Below are 16,263 nucleotides of genomic sequence, written 5' to 3'. Positions count from 1 at the left end.
GTTGAACAGCAAACTCACCTTTTCACTATCTCTCCATTTCACTTCCACGTAGTGGGGATATGTCTGCTTCAGCTCCCATCACTGTTCCTACTAATCCTGCTCCGTCCACCTCGCCTTTCACGCCCCTGAAAATCCCATTTTTTCGGATGCTGTGGATTGCGTCTTTCGTGTCGAACATCGGGACATGGATGCAGAACGTGGGGGCGGTGGGGCTGATGACGGAGCTGACCACCTCGCCGGTGCTGGTGGCACTGCTCCAAACAGCCTCGGCGCTGCCTGTCTTTCTACTCAGCCTGCCCGCCGGAGCTCTGGCCGACTTGGTGGACCGCCGCAAAATGCTGCTGGCTACCCAAACCTGGATGGCGGTGGTGGCGCTACTCCTGGCCACCGTAACGCTGATGGGGCTGAACAACCCTTGGCTGCTCCTTACCCTCACGTTTCTGCTGGGCCTGGGCGGGGCTCTGAACAACCCCGTTTGGCAAACCGTGACGCCGGAACTGGTGCCTCGCCAAGAACTACCCCAGGCCATTGCTCTCAACAGCGTGAGCTTCAATCTGGCCCGTGCGTTTGGTCCGGCTCTGGGCGGGTTGGTTATCGGCTACTTCTCGGCCGGTGCGGCCTTTCTACTGAATGGGTTGTCGTTTCTGGCTACTATTTACATGGTGTACAGCTGGAAGCGCGAACCTCAGGCTACCTCTGCCCTGGCCACGGAACGGCTGGTAGCGGCCATTCGGGGTGGCATCCGCTACGCGCGTTTTGCCCCAGCCGTGCAGCACATTTTGGTCCGGGGGGTGTGCTTCACCTTTGGAGCCAGCGCCTTGTTTGCCCTGATGCCGGCCGTGGTAGCGCGCCGCCTTCACGAGCCTACTTCCTTCTACTCCTTGCTGCTCTCCTGCATGGGGCTGGGGGCCGTTATTGCGGCGTTCATCCTGCCCCGCCTCAACCGCCGCCTCAGCATCGACTGGCGCGTGACGCTGGCGACCGGGGCCTTTGCCGTGAGCTTACTAGGACTGGGCTACGCCAATAACCACTGGCTGCTGTATGGGCTCCTGACTTTGGTAGGCATGGCCTGGATGCTGGTGCTGAACTCGTTTAGTGTGGGGGTACAGACGGTGGTGCCGCGTTGGGTGCAGGCCCGCACCATCAGCCTGTATCTACTCACCATTCAGGGCGGCATGGCTCTGGGCAGCGTGGTATGGGGCACTGTGGCAGAGCGCGTGGGCCTACCCCTCACCTTGGCCGGAGCCGCTAGCTGGCTGGGCCTAACGATGCTGCTAGCTCTGCGGTTCTCGCTGCGCAACTCTCCCGAAAGCCTCGACCACACGCCCGCTCGGCCCCGCCCCGAGCCCATTCTGGCCGAGGAGCCCGACCCGGAAGATGGCCCGGTTATCATTACTACTACCTACCGTGTGGCCCTCCCCGACCGACCCACCTTCACCTATCTGATGGAGCAGCTAGCCCGCATTCGGCGCCGGGAAGGGGCCATTGGCTGGGGCCTATATGCCGATCTGGCCGACCCAACCCGGATGGTAGAGTATTTCATGACGGAATCGTGGGAGGAGCACGCCCAGCAGCACGATCGGGGCGTGAGCCGTGACGAGGCAGAATTGAAAACCCAGATTTTGGCTCTGCATCAGGGCCCTGAGCCACCCAGCACTACTCACCTACTATCTCAGCACTACCGCCCTACTGCTACCCCACCCGTGATGGTGCCTGGCAGCACCCGCCTGGTAGCCAGCACCGCTGGTGAGGCTACGGCATAGTTTCTTGTAGTGCGAGGCTAGTAGTATGCCCTGATCCAACGCTGGAGGGGTCTGACTGATGGATGGCCGTGCCTCTTGCGCCGCCTACCCCCTCTGCGGCCGTAAACGCCAGCCATGTCAACTGGCAAAAAGGCTCCTGTGCCAAACTGGACTGTCGGCGGCAAAGCAAAGTTCAAACCTTCCGGGTAGGTTTGCACTTCTTATCTGTCTCCCCTCTTTTTCTCTCAATGAAACTTCTTTACAGCTATCTGCGCAACTACTGGGGCCTGCTGGCGTTGGCGTTGTTGCTGGCGGCCATCAACCAGATTTTCTCCCTACTCGACCCGTATATCCTGGGGCAGATTATTGACCGTTACGTATCCCCTAAGCTAAAGACCGGCCAGCATCCTACGTTCTGGGCGTTTCTTACGGGCGGGGCTGGTCTGCTCGTCCTGAAAGCCTTGGGCGTAGCCATGGTGTCGCGCATTGCCAAGAATTTTCAGGACTACTACACCAACGTTATTACCCAGCGGCTAGGGGCGCAGCTATACTCCGATGGGTTGCAGCATTCCTTGGAGTTACCCTATCAGGTGTTTGAGGACCAGCGTTCTGGCGAAACCCTGGGCAAGCTCCAGAAAGTGCGCACCGACGTGGAGAAGCTCATTCAGAGCTTCGTGAACGTGCTGTTTATTTCCTTGGTGGCCATTCTGTTCGTGACGTGGTACGCCATCAGCGTGTACTGGCCCATTGCGGTGGTGTACTTCCTGACGATTCCGCTGCTGGCTACGTTGAGCTTGTTTCTGAGCAAGCGGATTAAAACAATTCAAAAAACCATTGTGGCCGAAACCACGGCGCTGGCCGGCTCCACCACGGAAAGCCTGCGTAACATCGAGCTGATTAAGAGCCTAGGGCTAGCCCAGCAGGAAACCCAGCGCCTGAACGCTACCACCAAAAAAATCCTGAAGCTAGAGCTAAAAAAGGTGCGCTACCTACGCTCCTTATCGTTCGTGCAGGGCACCTTCGTGAACCTGATGCGCAACGTGATTCTGCTCATGCTGGTGTTTCTGGTAGTGCAGGAGGTGATTGAGCCGGGCAAGTTCATTACGTTCTTCTTCTACTCCTTCGCCATTTTTGGGCCGCTGCAGGAAATGGGCACCATCATCAACGTGTACCGCGAAACGGAAGCTTCCCTGGCCAACTACCAGCAGATTCTGGATACGCCCAAGGAAGTAAAGCCCACTCACCCTAAGGTGATTGAGAAAATAGAAACCCTGACCTTTCAGGACGTGCACTTCCAGCACCTCACGGCCAGCGCCCCGGCTCTGGATGGTATCAGCTTCCAGACCAAGCTCGGCGAGACTATTGCTTTCGTGGGGCCTTCGGGCTCGGGCAAAACGACCCTGGTAAAGCTGCTAGTGGGCCTCTACCCCCCTGCCACCGGTCAGATCCTCTACAACGGCATTCCCGGCCCCGAGCTAGACCTGGACTTACTGCGCGAGCAAATTGGGTTTGTAACCCAAGACACTCAGCTGTTTGCCGGCACCATCCGCGAAAACCTGCGCTTTGTAGCTCCTCACGCCACCGACGAGCAGTGCATTCAGGCCCTGCACCAAGCGGCCGCGCACACCCTGCTGGCCCGCGCGCCGCTGGGCCTCGATACAGTTATTGGAGAAGGCGGCGTGAAGGTATCGGGCGGGGAAAAGCAACGCCTGAGCATCGCGCGGGCTCTTCTGCGCCGCCCTACCCTGCTGGTATTCGACGAAGCCACTTCGGCCCTTGACTCGCTCACGGAAGAGGAAATCAGCCAGACGGTGCGCGACCTTTCTGGTTCTCGCCAGCACATCACCATTCTTATTGCTCACCGCCTCAGCACCATCCTGCACGCCGACCGTATTTTTGTACTGGAGCGTGGTCATGTTGCCGAGGCCGGCCGCCACGAGGAACTTCTGGCCCAGCGGGGCCTCTACTACGCCATGTGGCGCCAGCAGATCGGGGAGCGGCCGCAGTCGGCCATTGCCCCGGCTCAAGCAAAAGTAACCGCCTAGAGCCTGCGGGCTTCTACCCCCACAAAAAGGCGCAACCCCGGAGTATACTTTCCAGGGTTGCGCCTTTTTGTGGGGGTAGGGTCATCTATTGCTTTACCAATCGGGTGCGCAGCACCTGTCCGTTGCCGCGCCACTCCAGCACGTACACGCCCGGCCGCAGGGCGGGTGGCGTAAAGGTCAGGAAGGTTTGCGCGGCAGGCACCCGCTGGGAGTACACGTTGCGGCCCGTCAGGTCGAGCAATTGCAAGGTGGCGGCGGGCGCGGCAGGCAGTTCTACCCGTAACTCCGCCGTGAACGGGTTCGGATACGCTACCAGTTTGGCTCCGGCCTGCGGCGTTACGGTTGCTACCGAAGAATAGTGCACCGTGCCATCCAAATCCTGCTGCCGCAAGCGGTAGTAGCGCAGCCCCGTGAGAGGATGGGTATCGAGGTAGGTGTAGTTGTGGGGAGTAGCCGTAGTGCCCGCGGCGGCTACCTGCGTCAACTCTGTCCAGCCGGAAGCATCGGGAGCATCAGAGGCTTCTACGGTGAAAAAGCTGCTTTGCAGCTCCGCCGCTGTGCGCCAGCGCAACTGCACGCCTTCGCGGCGGACTTCGGCGTCAAAGCTGACCAGCGTTACGGGCAGCGGCGCCAGCGGCACGTACGCTCCCAGGCCACAATTGACAGCCGCCAAGCTAAAGTTAGTTTCGGCCTGGCCGCCGGCTACGTCACTTTCAGGGCTGAGGGTGCGGTTTTTTGTATTGACTCGAACGGCGAAGTGCATCACGGCACCGGGCTTAATAATATGCCCCAACTGAATGCCATGCCCCTGCTCGTGTAGGGCTACGGTTTCAAAGTCGGTTTGTTCGCCCGTGGGGTCAGCCGTGGTAAACTGCCAGTCCCGCTCTCCATCGAAGATGTAATCGGTACCATCCAGCACCCAATTAATCGTGCGACCGTCACTGCAGCCGGTATAGTAGGAGTAGGTTACTCCCAACACACCGGCAGGCAGCTCACTGGCGTCATCAAAGCTGACCACGTTCACATTATCCTGCTGATCGTCAGCATTAATAGGAGTGGTTTCAGCCGCCGCTTTTCGGTTGGCCCCTACCCCATTGCGCCAGGTAAGCAAGGCCCGCTCGAAGGCTGCTTTGGCGGGCAGGTTAGCGGCAAACCGCTCGTTATACTGCAGGGTGTAGCCCCCCTGCTTGTCGGGGCCAGCCAGGGCTACCCCGTAGGCGATACTCGGAGAAGTGCCACTCGCCTGGTAATCAAGGTTGATGAGCGCGTAGTTAATCAGCAGATTACCTGCGCTCAGGCTACTCTCGCGGGTAGCATTAGTTACCAGCACGGGGCCCGATCCGGCGGTACCGGCGTCACCCACGGTCACGGAAGGAACCCGCACTTTAATTTGTGTATCCGACCAGCTGATATAATCCGCAGGAAGCGGCGACACGAAGGACTGCCCACCGTTATCGGCGTTCCGGAAGCTGACAGTACCACCGCCCTGCTCCGCCCCGAAGCCCGAGCCGGTAATGGTCAGAACACTGCCCGTACCGGCCGTAATAGTAGCCGGGCTCAGCTCACTAATTACGGGAGCAGCGGCGGGGCGGGCCGCCCGGCTCAGCCGGGCCTGCAGTTGAGAGTTGGTTCGCACGGGGCGCAAGGCTTGCCCCGTTTGGCTTTCCAGCGCCTGATACAATTCCTGCTCAATAGAAGCATACCGTGCAAACGGCTCCGACGCCGTGGCCGTCACCAAGTCGTAGCTGATGAGGCCCTGGGGGCCTGCGTACAAACGGTAGTGGCCGGGGTGCTTGGGGTCAGGCTCCAGAAGAAACACACCCTGCTGGCCTACAGCTAGTTTGGCGGAGTTAGTCACCTCTTCCCGGCGCAACCCTACCGTGCCACCGGCCGTCACTAACGTGAGTTTTTCGGCAGGCAACACCCCCCGAAATACTTTAAATACTTCCAGCTCGTTGAGCGTAACAATGTGAGGGCCCTCGTTCTGGCTCCGGGTTGCGGCTACGCGGGCTTCCACTACCAGCGTGGCAGCGGCCACCCGGCGGCTTAGGGGCAAGGGCTCCAGCATGCACGCATCTTGCGCGGCGGCTGTGCCTAGCGTAACCGCCAGCACCAGCCCCACACTAGCACACGCCCGGACGAACCTATTCCGGGTTAATTGTGTTTTTTTCATGTAACTCAGTAGCTATTCTGCCCTTGCTCTCTTTTTCCGTCCGCTCATCAGGAAGTTCCCAGTGAGGGTGTAAAGATAGAAAAACAGGGGCTCACCCTTTGCTTACTTGCCTTGAGTTTGTTGACTTCGGTTGATATTTCCGGCAAGGTTATTGTAAATCAGACTTTACACCTAACAGGATTTTTTCATGAACCACCCACGCTTCTTCCGCCGCTTCGCAGGCTTGGTGCTTGCCGGGTGGCTTCTACTTACCGGCTCGCTGCAAGCGCAAACCTCAACCGGGCAACGCGACGTGCTACGCGAAATTACGGACGTAGTAGGGCTTAAGCCGCGCTTTGAACTGCGCGCCACCACCGAAGTACAAAACGCCGCCGCCGTAGTATATGGCGGCAAGCGCTACCTCCTGTATAACCCTCAGTTTGTGGCTGCGGTAAACCGGGCCGGCCGCACCGACTGGGCCGGCATCAGCATTCTGGCCCACGAAATGGGTCACCACCTCAACGGCCACACGCTGCGTGCGGGCGGCTCCAACCCCGCCGATGAGCTGGAAGCCGACGAGTTTTCGGGCTTTGTGCTCCGGAAAATGGGAGCCAGCCTAGCCCAGGCGCAAGCCGGCATGGCCGTTGTTTCCGACGATGAGGCGTCGCCTACCCACCCCGGCCGCCGCACCCGCCTCACGGCTATTGGGGAGGGCTGGCAGCGGGCCAACCAGCAGATTGTGGCTAGCACCCGCGTGGCCGCTCCGTCTGCTACCCCCGCCGTACTCGCTAACCGGGCCACGGCACCCGTGCGCACGGTAGCCACCACGGCCAACTCTGTGAGCGTACTTGGCAAAATCACCTTCCGCGACAACCCGGACGAGCCTTACTACCTCACTAACCGCCTCAGCGTGGTGCGCGTAGACCGGGAAGACCAGACCGCTCAGGTGGTGGGCCGCCTCACCCGCTCCGAAAGCACTACCTACCCTTATGTGCTGGTTGATGGGCAGCAGCGCCGCCTCTACATCAGCCGCACCGGTGGTATTTATGATACAAATGGCCGCCAGGTAGCCTTGCTGTCCGACCCTTCGTAATACCTTACATATAAGCGCCTTTTCAAAAAGTCAGCTTCCTTGGGAGCTGACTTTTTGTTTTTCTGCACAGTTTGTCAGGGCTGGGCTGCCAGTTTGCCGGCTAGCGTGGGGGTAGCACTTCCTGAATCGGCTTTACCTTTGGCTTCACTCCTGCTTCTCTGCTATGCCCTCCTACCCTTTTCTGCTGCTGGATGCCTTTACTGAAACGGCTTTGGGCGGCAACCCCTGCGCCGTGGTCCTGGATGCCGATGATCTTTCAGATGAACAGATGCAGCGCTTGGCCCAGGAGTTCAACCAATCGGAAACGGCCTTTGTGCGGCGCTCGGAGGTAGCCGAGTTTGGGGTGCGCTACTTCACGCCTAGTGAGGAAATTCCGCTGGCCGGCCACCCCACTATTGCTACCATCACCGCGCTGCTGCACACGGGCCGCCTACCCCGCCCAACATCCGAAAGCCTCCACCTACAGCTGGAGCTGCTGCACGGCCCCATTGCTATTGAAGTTCTACCCCCTGCCACCGCCCAAACCCCACCCCGCGTCCTGATGACCCAGCGCCGCCCCATATTCGGGCAGGTACACGACGCGGCCGAGGTGCTTCCCCTATTTGGCCTAACGCCCGCCGACTTGGTGCCCAGCTCTGTGGTCCAGACCGTCAGCACGGGTACACCGCAACTCATGGTGCTGGTGCAGGATGCCGCCACGTTGCGCCGGGCCCACCTGCCCAACCCTGCGGCCCTAGAAGAGTACCGGCGGCGCACCGATTTCTTTAGTTCTCACCTGTTTTGCCTAGAGGGCGCTACCCCCGCCGGCACTACCTTCGCCCGCCACCTCTGCACTCCGCCCGATGTGCTGGAAGACCCCGTAACCGGCTCGGCGACTGGAGGTATGGCGGCCTACCTCTGGCACTACGGCTACCTCAGCAGCCCTACGTTCGTGGCGGAGCAGGGGCACTGGCTCGGCCGGCCCGGCCGCGTGGAGGTAACCGTGCGCGGCCCACGCGAAGCTATTGACGCCGTGCAGATTGGCGGCACGGCCGTTGTTGTACTGGAAGGACTGTTGCGTCTCTAGGGAGAATAGAGCACGATAAGAGGCTACGACCTTTTGACAGCCGTTGCTTGAAAGAAAGAGTGACGGGCTTGTGGCATCACAAACAAGGGGTATAAGCTTTAGCTGAGCTGGGAACGCAGCCTAGTGTGGCGCTTGTTATGCATAGCTGCCTAGGCTTAGTTTTCTGGGCGCTCGTAACTCTTTTTTGAAGTACATGCCTGAATTACCGGAAGTTGAAACCTACCGCCGTTTTTTGGAGGAAGTAATGCTCCACCAGACCATTGCCGCTCTTGAGGTGAAAGACGCTCATGTGCTGGCCGTTGAGGAAGATACCCTACGCCAAGCCTTAGTAGGGCGCACCGTCACGGGCACCAGCCGCCTCGGTAAAAACTGTTTCCTGCTGCTGGATAGTGGGCAGGTGCTGGTGCTGCACTTCGGCATGACCGGCGACGTAGGCGCCTACCGCGACGAGCCCGACGCACCCCGGTTTACCAGAGTTGCCTTTCATCTAGGCTCCGGCTTACGGGTAGCGTTTATTGATCCGCGCAAATTTGGTCGCATCCGACTGGCAGATAGCGTAAGCCAGTATCAGTCAGCTAAAAAGCTGGGGCCCGATGCCCTCGATATCAGCGCAGCCGAGTTGCAAGCCCGGTTGGGCAAGCGCAAAACATTCCTAAAACCGCTGCTGCTGGATCAGGGCATTACGGCGGGTCTGGGTAATTGGATTGTGGACGAGGTGCTGTTTCAGGCTCGTCTCCACCCGGAGCGCGCTGCGCACACCCTCACCACCCCCGATTTTGAGGCACTGCACGCTGCTGTTCAACTGGTACTGAGTACTGCCATTCAACATGAGGCTACTTATCGAGCTTTTCCGGCCAGCTTCCTGATTCATGCCCGCGAATGGGATGATTCCGCGACACCGGGTACTAATCAGCACCAATACTGCCCGCGTCATACTACTACGAAAATTGACAAAACGTATGTTGGCGGCCGCGCTACCTACACCTGCCCGATTTGTCAGCCCCCGAGCTAAGTATCGGAAAATTCATATTATATATTCTCTATAGCCGATTGTTGCCCAGTCGGCTATTTTTATTTTTTAAGGATATAGTATGCACTATAAGAAGAAAATACGCTTCATATTGCACCAAGAAGGCACCGCGTATTACAAATCATACAATCTTCTTAACTCCCTGAACCAGTATTAATTATAATGCCCTAACTTTGTGCCATCGGCAGCCTGAGGGCTACCAAGTAGTAGAGAAGTTGGACGTAAAAAGTGAGGCACATGCCGCAGATGTACTACGCCTCGAAGCGTGTTGTTGTACAATCACCAAAACCCGTTTTCATGAAGAAACTGCCCGTATTCCTGAGCCTGCTGGCTAGCACCCTCGTGTTTGCCTCCTGTGAGAAAGAGATTGAGGAGATTAAGGACCCCGCCCAGGAAGTGGCAGCTGCCGCTACAACCGTCCAATCGAAACCAGAGCTGCTGGCTGCTGGCCCGTGGCGCCTAACCAGCCTGCAGTTGGCTACCGTTACGCCCGGCACCGACGCTACTCCGGCCGTGGACCTTTTCCCCCGCATGAAAGACGCCCAGCGCGACAATCTGCATATTTTCACCTCTGGTGGCTCTTATACCCTCGATGAGGCCGCCGTTAAAGCACACCCTGAGGCTCCTCAGCAGCTAACCGGCTCTTGGACGCTGTCTGGCGACTCGCTGACCGTTTCGCAGGCCGAGGTTACCCGCCACTACGCCGTAGAAGAGCTGACCAACACTACCTTGCGCCTGAAGCTGGCTCAAACCACTGAACAAGGCACCACTACGTACACCTCCGTTTTTGCGCGCTAAGCGCCTTTCTCCCTGTTCAAGTGCAAAAAAGCCTGACTATTCTAGTCGGGCTTTTTTATTTTCGGTAAGATGCAGGAAAACTGCGCGCAGGTCAGCTACCCCCGCGCCGGACGTCAATGGCTGACCCGCAGATTACTAAGAATGAGGGCACAAGTACCCAATCCCAGCAGCGCCACCACCAGCCCCGAAACCAGCATTACTTTGCCTAGTTTACGGTGCGCGGTGAATAGGAGCGCTACCCCTATCACCAGATTCAGCACCGGCAGGGCCAACATCCCGATGAAGCCACCCAAACTGCCGAACACCAGTAGAGCAGCAAAATTAGCCGCCACTACCCGGCCCAGCAGGGCCCCGGTGGATAGCTCGGGCTGTTTTGGCGGTTCGGGCGTTTCCATGGGGTAGGAAAAGTTAGAGGACCGGAATATCACGCAACTGCTGCAGGCGCGCCAGCTTCTCTTCGTCGCGGTAGAGCAGGTTCATGGTTTCAAAGGGAATAATCTTCAAATCCTTGCTCACAATATGCACGCAGGACTTCTTGATGGCGCGCACATCGAAGTTCCAGGCATCCATGAACTGCAAAATAATCACCCGGAATAGGTTTTCGTAACGCAGGTTCGGGGCCTGAATAGTGGGTAGGCAGCAAAGCAACTGATTGAGCTCGGGCGTGATAGTATCCACGGTGTTGGCGGTGCTGAACAGGCGCAGCAGGTGCTGGCGCAGGCGCGGGTCGTGCTCGTACACAATGGTATTGCCGCTGCTCTGGAGCAGTTCGGCGGGCTGCACGTAGCGCGTAAGCGGAAATACTTCACCGCCCAGTTTCAGGGCATAGCCCATCACCAGAGCATCGGGGTTGCAGGGCACGGGCAGCAAGTCCTCGGCCGTAAACACAGGGCTTTGCTCAATGATGCGCTGGCGGGTTTCGGTGAGGGTGAGGCGGTCGGTGGCGGGGTCGAAGTTCTGGAGGCGGCCAGCGGCTTGGGTGGGCTGAAACGTGACGCCGCGTACGCAACGCTGCTGCAAGGCAAAGTCGATAACTTGGCCCATTTCATCATCGTTCAGCCCCTTCTGTAAGGTCACGACCAGGGTAGTGCTCAGGTTGTACTTGTTGAGGTGTTCTAGGGCCTGCAGGCGCACCTCGCGCAGGTCGCGGCCGCGCAGACTTTCCAGAGCTTCCTTTTTAAACGAATCGAACTGCAGATACACCTCGAACGCGCCCTCGTAGGTAGCCAGCCGGGCCACGAAGGCCTCGTCTTTGGCTAGGCGCACCCCGTTGGTGTTCACCATCAGGTGCTTGATGGGCTTGCGCTTGCACATATCCAGAATTTCCCAGAACTGCGGGTGTAGCGTGGGCTCTCCGCCGGAAATCTGCACCACATCGGGCTCACCTTCGTTTTCCACCAGCACGTCCACCATGGCTTCTACCTCTTCCAGGGTGCGGTGCCGCCCGTGCAGGGGGCTGCTCTCGGCGTAGCAGGTAGGGCAGGTCAGGTTGCAGCGGTCGGTTATTTCGATGACGGTGAGGCAACTGTGCTGCTCGTGGTCGGCGCACAAGCCGCAGTCATAGGGGCAGCCGTAATGGGTAGCGGTGTTGAAGCGGCGCGGCGTTTCGCTGGGCTTCACGTAGTTGCGGATGCTTTTGTAGTACTCAACATCTGTGGCAATGAGCACCTTCTGGCGGCCATGGCTGGGGCAGCGCTTGAGCATGTACACGCCGCCGTCTTCAAATACAATCTTGGCCTCTACGCGCCGCAAGCAGTGCGGGCATAGGCTTAGCGTGAAGTCGTAGTAGGTATAGGGCCGTTCGGGCATGCTGAAGAAAAGTAAATTACTGATGGTTAGAGTATTATTACACACCTGAGACTTACAAACGGCTACTTAATTTGCAAGTCTCTCAAAACTACCCAACCCAAGTAACCCCGCCTATACTTCAACAGCACATATTTTTTCCTCTTTAATTCATCTATTCTGTAATCACTTCTTATAATATATTTTATAATATTATTCTTTTGAATTATAACACGAGGTGCAGTTGAGGTTTTCGACACAGAAACCTGTTCTACACTTACAATTTTAAACTTACTATATTCCCAACTGCCAGATGCATATACTCTATTTATTTCAAGTAAAATGTAAGCAATAATACAACCAAAAGCCATGGAAAATAAACCATCGTTATATTTTACACTAGGCCGTTTTTCATACACACTACATAATATCGTGTAGTAAATAATAAATACCACTAATGCGTAAATAAGATCCAGTTCAACATCTTCAGAAAGATTAATCCCCATAATTGTCACAACAGTAGCATCAAAAATATCTCTTTCTAAAATAAATATATAGAGGCACAACACTAACAAAACAAAAGTAACACCAACATCTTCTCGAAAAAGATCAATTATTCTTTTCATATCTAAAAATATAGCTGATTATCTTTTCTAATTCGGTTAAACAACCACACGTAATACCCCAGCCCAGCTACGCAGGCCCATTGAATAGCGGTGAGGCCCCAACCAGCCGGGGCAGGCGTGGGCTTTAGGAACTCCGCCAGCAGCCGGAACAGCAGGTAGCTCGCCAGGAAAAATCGGAAGCGCCAGCCATTAGGGAGCGGCGCGTGGCGCTCCGAGAGCCATAAGCCGGCTGCCGTGAGCAGCAGCCAGCTAATTTCGTAGAGGTTGGTAGGGTGGCGCGCTACCCCGTCGCCGAAGTTGAAACCCCAGGGCAAGGTAGTAGCCGTGCCGTAGGTGCCATCTTCGAGGCCCGAGAGGTGGCAGCCCAGCCGGCCGATGCACATGGCCAACAGGATGGGGTACACCATCAGGTCGCCGCTGGAAGTGGTTACGCCGAGGCGCTTTTTGGTCAGCTCTACCCCTACCAGGCCACCCAGTAGGCCCCCAACGATGGTTTTGTTGGTGAAGTAGTACAGCCAGCCGCCGGGCGGGTGCAGCAGCAGCTCCGGGTGCTCCAACAGGCCCAGCACCCGTGAACCGAGTAGGGCGCCAGTCGCGCAGCCAATAAAAATCCAGAGGCGGTTTTCGTCGGAAATCGGGTCGGGGGAGCGGGTGCGCAGGTACTGGTAGAAGCGGTAGCCCACGGAATACGCTAGCACCTCCAGCAGCAGATGGATGGGTATAGTAAGCGGCCCTAGGGAAAGGTGAACGGGGTAGGACAAATGAGTTGCGGGTTACCAGTTGCCAGTTGCTAGTGGCAATGATACGCAAAACGCACTGCTACAAAAGACGTGTCAGCCTGCGCCCAAACGAAAGGTATTTATAGTTGGCTATCTGTTTAGAGGGTATCAAAACCGAGTGAACGTCATGTCGAGCTGGTCGAGACATCTCGCATGCTGATGTTGAGATACTACCCCAACCTCAGCACGCAAGATGTCTCGACCAGCTCGACGTGACAGTTACCATCACAGCGTCAGTACGCGAGATGCTTCGCCTCCGGCTGTGCATGACGCCCTAGAGCACTTCCCAACCACCTTCTTCTAAAGATGTCCTTCGCGTTGCTCAGCATGACACTCCATATTGACTGGCAAGTAGCAACTCCACCCTGGCAACCGACTTACCGCTCGTTGTTCTGCTTTTCGGCTTTGCGGGTGAGGCCAGTGAGCCAGGAGCGGCTGACTTCCGACTCGCTTTCGTAGCCCCAGCGCCGCTCGTCGCCGAGAGGGCCGCCAGGGGCTGGTAGGGCACGGTTCACCCAACTCAGCACATCGGCGGTGGTACCGGGGAAGAGTCCGTGCAGGGTGGAAAGCACTTTGGCCGGCACACTCAGAATCACTTCAGCGTCGCCGCGGCGGCAGGCGTTCCAGATTTCGCGGCCAGCGCGGTCGGCATCCATGGAAAGCATGGGTAGGGAATCGGCAATGATGAAGGCGGCATACTCCTTTTTATGCTGGCCTTTGACGATGGCGTGGCGGGCGCTGCCGGTGCGCATCAGGCCGGGGCAAACGGTGGTCACCTGAATGCCATACTGCAGCAGCTCGGCGCGGTAGCTTTCCGAGAGGCCCACCAGGGCAAACTTGCTGGCGCAATAGGGCGCCAGATGGGGCACGGGCACCTTACCGCCTACGGAGGCAATATTCACAATGCGGCCTTCACCCCGGCGGCGCATGCCGGGTAGTACGGCCTGCATGGCATGAAGCGGGGCCCAGAAGTGGGTGTCCATGGAATCCTGGTAGTCGCGCAGCTCAATGTTGTCGAGGGGGCCGGCCGTGATGATACCGGCGTTGTTGACCAGCACCTCAATGCCGCCCAGCAGGCGCTCCACCTCGGCCACCAGCGTCTGAACCTCTTCGGCATTCGTGAGGTCCCGGACCAGGGCCAGCACTTCGGCGCCATCCTGGGTCAGCTCTTGGCGGGCCCGCTCCAGCTCGTCGGCGTCGCGGGCACAGATGGCTACTTTGGCGCCTTCCGCTACGGCCTGGCGGGCCAGAATGAGGCCCAGCCCCCGCGAGCCGCCCGTAATCAGCACTACCCGACCGGCAAGGTCGTAGCTGCCGCGGCGGTTGGAATAGAGGGTAGCGGCCAGCAGGCCCACGGCGCCAGCGGCGGCCAGTAGCGTATTTCGGGTTTCGGGTTTCATAGGCAGGTAGGAAGGCAGAGCCAATCTGAGGGATGGTTCCTTGGAGTGTATGGAAACCCGGCCGGAAAGGTTGCACCCTGCTAACTTCAGATTTTTGCTACCCCACGGAATACACCACGCCTTTTCTGCGTTGTCGGACCAAGAGATTCATAATCTGGCATCATCTTTACAGTTGAAAAGCCCTGCGCCTTTACTATCGGCGCCCCGATTTTTCTGCTTTCCCTACATGAAGACTACCTTTTTTGCGGCCCTGCTGCTGACAGCCCCCGCGGCCTTATTCGCCCAGACTACCCCCGCCGCCAAGCCTAAGCCCAAGCCCGCTGCTTCTACGGCAGCGCCTACCCGCCCGGCGGCTCCTAACCCGGCTCAGGTAGAAGCCCGCGCTAACGCCCTCACCGATAACATGCAGAAGGCCCTGGCTCTGACCCCGCAGCAAGTGGAGAAAGTGCGCCAGATCAATCTGATTAGCGTGCGCGGTGTGGAAACGGCCCGCCAGACCTACCGCCAGGATGTGCGCAAGATGGCCGCCGTCATCGACGACATTGGGCAGTCGCGCCTTTCCATGCTCAAGGAGGCCCTGACGGCCCAACAGTTCGATAGGTATCAGCGCAAGCGCGAAGAGAAGATGGGTGTGCCCAGTGGCCAGGGTGCCCAGGGTAACGCGGCCCCTGGCCTTCCCAGCCGCTACGAGGAGTAACACAGTAACGGGGTGAGGTAGCATGGCGAAGTCCCCCATGCCTATCTGCTCTTCTGAGATATACCTGCTAAACAGCCAAGCCCTTGACGATGCCATTCGTCAAGGGCTTGGCACCTTTTAGGGGGTAGGATGTTGGTCAAAACCGCTGATGTCGGGCCTCACCCTAACCTCATGCTCACCCTTCTCCAAGTCAAAACTTTGCTTCGAAGACCTACAGGGAAAAATCAACTTTGAAGACCTGCAGGCTAAGCTTGATGATGAAGGCGCCAACGACCACCAGAAACAGGATGCGCACAAAGCGAGTACCGTGGCGCAAGGCCAGGTGAGCACCCAACGTGGAGCCGATGATATTGCTCACGGCCATCGGAATGGCGACGCCCCATAGGATCTGACCGGTGTAGGCAAAGTAAGCCAGGGCAGCCAGATTAGTTGCCACATTCACCAGTTTAGCCGAGGCGGAGGCGGTAATGAAGTCGTAGCCAAAGAGCCCCACGAAGGCAAACAACAGGAAAGACCCTGTGCCTGGCCCAAAGAACCCATCGTAAAACCCGATAATCAGGCCAACCAGCGCGCCATACAGAGCCTCCCGGCTTTTGGGTAGGCGCGGGGCATGAAGGGAGCCAAAATCTTTGCGCCAGAAGGTGTAGATGGCAATAACCACCAGCAGCCCTAGCACCAGCGGCGGCAACAGCTCCTGGGGCAGCAAGCTCACCACCCGCGCCCCCAGAAACGAGAACAGCCCCGCCACGGCAGCAGCCGTGCCTACCGCCCGCCACTGTATAGGCACCTGCCCGGCATACCGGCGCAGGGCGGCGGCCGTGCCCATCAGGGAAGATACCTTGCCGGTCCCGAGGATGGTAGGCACCGGCGTACCGGCATCCTTGAGAAGTACCAGCATGGCCGGCAGCTGAATCAGGCCGCCTCCGCCCACAATGGCGTCAATCAAACCAGCCAAAAAGGCAAATACACAGAGTAGGGCGAGAGTAAAGGTTGAAATCATGCGGCTGCGAAGGTACTGCCGCCGCTCCCGTAGTTGCTAGCCCAACGGTA

General features: G+C 58.0%; 14 protein-coding genes. 7 read left to right on the top strand and 7 right to left on the bottom strand.

Annotated features, from left to right (window positions below):
* Positions 1–59: 59 nt before the first annotated feature.
* Positions 60–1,763, top strand: a complete 1,704-nt coding sequence (locus DNI29_RS11320) for an MFS transporter (protein ID WP_110978208.1) — start codon at positions 60–62, stop codon at positions 1,761–1,763.
* 227 nt (positions 1,764–1,990) lie between these two features.
* On the top strand, positions 1,991–3,787 hold the full coding sequence (locus DNI29_RS11315) for an ABC transporter ATP-binding protein (RefSeq protein WP_110978207.1): 1,797 nt from the start codon (positions 1,991–1,993) through the stop codon (positions 3,785–3,787).
* Positions 3,788–3,872: 85 nt separating this feature from the next.
* On the opposite strand, the gene DNI29_RS11310 is transcribed toward DNI29_RS11315, so the two are convergent.
* Positions 3,873–5,960 carry an IPT/TIG domain-containing protein gene (locus tag DNI29_RS11310; RefSeq protein ID WP_110978206.1) on the bottom strand — a complete coding sequence of 696 codons (2,088 nt, stop codon included), beginning with the start codon at positions 5,958–5,960 and terminating at the stop codon, positions 3,873–3,875.
* Positions 5,961–6,147: 187 nt separating this feature from the next.
* On the opposite strand from DNI29_RS11310, the gene DNI29_RS11305 reads away from it, so the two are divergent.
* The 4 genes from DNI29_RS11305 to DNI29_RS11290 all read left to right on the top strand — a co-directional run bounded on the left by DNI29_RS11305 (position 6,148) and on the right by DNI29_RS11290 (position 9,926).
* The gene (locus DNI29_RS11305; RefSeq protein WP_110978205.1) at positions 6,148–7,032 is read left to right on the top strand and encodes a M48 family metalloprotease; all 885 of its coding nucleotides are present in this window, start codon (positions 6,148–6,150) and stop codon (positions 7,030–7,032) included.
* 163 nt (positions 7,033–7,195) lie between these two features.
* A complete protein-coding gene (locus DNI29_RS11300) occupies positions 7,196–8,098 on the top strand; it encodes a PhzF family phenazine biosynthesis protein (protein ID WP_110978204.1) in 903 nt (300 codons plus the stop codon).
* A gap of 193 nt (positions 8,099–8,291) precedes the next feature.
* On the top strand, positions 8,292–9,110 hold the full coding sequence (mutM, locus tag DNI29_RS11295; RefSeq protein WP_110978203.1) for a DNA-formamidopyrimidine glycosylase: 819 nt from the start codon (positions 8,292–8,294) through the stop codon (positions 9,108–9,110).
* A 315-nt stretch (positions 9,111–9,425) separates the two neighbouring features.
* Positions 9,426–9,926, top strand: coding sequence for a DUF5004 domain-containing protein (locus DNI29_RS11290; RefSeq protein WP_162303585.1), 501 nt, complete (start codon positions 9,426–9,428; stop codon positions 9,924–9,926).
* A gap of 113 nt (positions 9,927–10,039) precedes the next feature.
* On the opposite strand, the gene DNI29_RS11285 is transcribed toward DNI29_RS11290, so the two are convergent.
* From DNI29_RS11285 to DNI29_RS11265, 5 genes are all read right to left on the bottom strand, one after another.
* Positions 10,040–10,321 (bottom strand): hypothetical protein, encoded by a 282-nt coding sequence (locus DNI29_RS11285; RefSeq protein WP_110978201.1) that lies wholly within the window; start codon positions 10,319–10,321, stop codon positions 10,040–10,042.
* 13 nt (positions 10,322–10,334) lie between these two features.
* Positions 10,335–11,735 (bottom strand): radical SAM protein, encoded by a 1,401-nt coding sequence (locus DNI29_RS11280; protein WP_110978200.1) that lies wholly within the window; start codon positions 11,733–11,735, stop codon positions 10,335–10,337.
* Between the two features lie 62 nt (positions 11,736–11,797).
* On the bottom strand, positions 11,798–12,337 hold the full coding sequence (locus DNI29_RS11275; RefSeq protein ID WP_110978199.1) for a hypothetical protein: 540 nt from the start codon (positions 12,335–12,337) through the stop codon (positions 11,798–11,800).
* Between the two features lie 2 nt (positions 12,338–12,339).
* Positions 12,340–13,098 (bottom strand): prolipoprotein diacylglyceryl transferase, encoded by a 759-nt coding sequence (locus DNI29_RS11270; RefSeq protein WP_110978198.1) that lies wholly within the window; start codon positions 13,096–13,098, stop codon positions 12,340–12,342.
* 395 nt (positions 13,099–13,493) lie between these two features.
* Complete coding sequence (locus tag DNI29_RS11265; RefSeq protein WP_110978274.1) at positions 13,494–14,516, bottom strand: SDR family NAD(P)-dependent oxidoreductase; 1,023 nt, start codon at positions 14,514–14,516, stop codon at positions 13,494–13,496.
* 226 nt (positions 14,517–14,742) lie between these two features.
* On the opposite strand from DNI29_RS11265, the gene DNI29_RS11260 reads away from it, so the two are divergent.
* Positions 14,743–15,213, top strand: a complete 471-nt coding sequence (locus DNI29_RS11260; protein ID WP_110978197.1) for a DUF4890 domain-containing protein — start codon at positions 14,743–14,745, stop codon at positions 15,211–15,213.
* Positions 15,214–15,424: 211 nt separating this feature from the next.
* Here DNI29_RS11260 and DNI29_RS11255 read toward each other — a convergent pair whose 3' ends face one another.
* On the bottom strand, positions 15,425–16,213 hold the full coding sequence (locus tag DNI29_RS11255; RefSeq protein WP_110978196.1) for a sulfite exporter TauE/SafE family protein: 789 nt from the start codon (positions 16,211–16,213) through the stop codon (positions 15,425–15,427).
* Positions 16,214–16,263 lie beyond the last annotated feature (50 nt).

Source organism: Hymenobacter sediminis (assembly GCF_003231285.1).
In the GTDB taxonomy this organism is placed as follows: Bacteria; Bacteroidota; Bacteroidia; order Cytophagales; family Hymenobacteraceae; genus Hymenobacter; species Hymenobacter sediminis.
The sequence above is the reverse complement of the archived record's forward strand: the minus strand, read 5'-3'. Positions and strand labels throughout refer to the sequence as shown.